This is a genomic window from Kineococcus vitellinus (genome assembly GCF_009906315.1).
GTDB classification, from domain to species: Bacteria; Actinomycetota; Actinomycetes; order Actinomycetales; family Kineococcaceae; genus Kineococcus; species Kineococcus vitellinus.
Window position 1 is genome coordinate 1 of record NZ_JAAALL010000631.1, and the last position, 621, is coordinate 621.

Annotated in this window: 1 rRNA gene; it reads left to right on the forward strand. The window is 61.2% G+C overall.

The features are described from left to right. Positions 1 to 543 precede the first annotated feature (543 nt). Positions 544 to 621, forward strand: a 23S ribosomal RNA gene (locus tag GTQ99_RS23830); the annotation flags it as partial.

Genomic DNA, 621 nt, shown 5'->3' on the forward strand with positions numbered 1-621 from the left:
TCAACACGGCACCAGGTGTCGAAGGCACTGGTCAGTACGGTCTCTGCTGTTGCGGGGGCGTGGAACGCCGCGTGTTCGTCTTCTCCTGGTGCCTGGCGCACTGTTGGGTCCTGAGGGACCGGGCACCATCATCACCGTGCCGGCGCGAGCCGGATCGGCCTTGCGCCGGTGAGGTGGTGGTGGGGTCTGTTCTTCTGCTCAGGCTCTCTGTGGCAGGTCATACCGGTCGGGTCTTCTCCCTTTATGGGGTTTCTTCCCGGTGTCTGGTGCCTGCTGGTGGCAGGGGGTTCCTGGTTGTCGTTTGAGAACTGCACAGTGGACGCGAGCATCATGTAGTGGTGTTCGTCGAGTAGATAATCCTCTGATGATGTGGATCGCTGCTCTTTCGCTCTCGCATCGCGGGTGTGCTCCTTGAGGGGGTGCTCCGCGGGTGGGGTGGGTGTGGCGTTCTGCTGTCTTTGTGGTTTGGGTTTTGAATTCTGCACTGGCGTCGCGCGCCTGCTCGTCCACGGGTCGTGTTTTCCGTGGTGGGTGGTGTGTGGTGGTCAAGTGTGTAAGGGCGCATGGTGGATGCCTTGGCATCAGGAGCCGATGAAGGACGTGGGAGCCTGCGATAAGCCT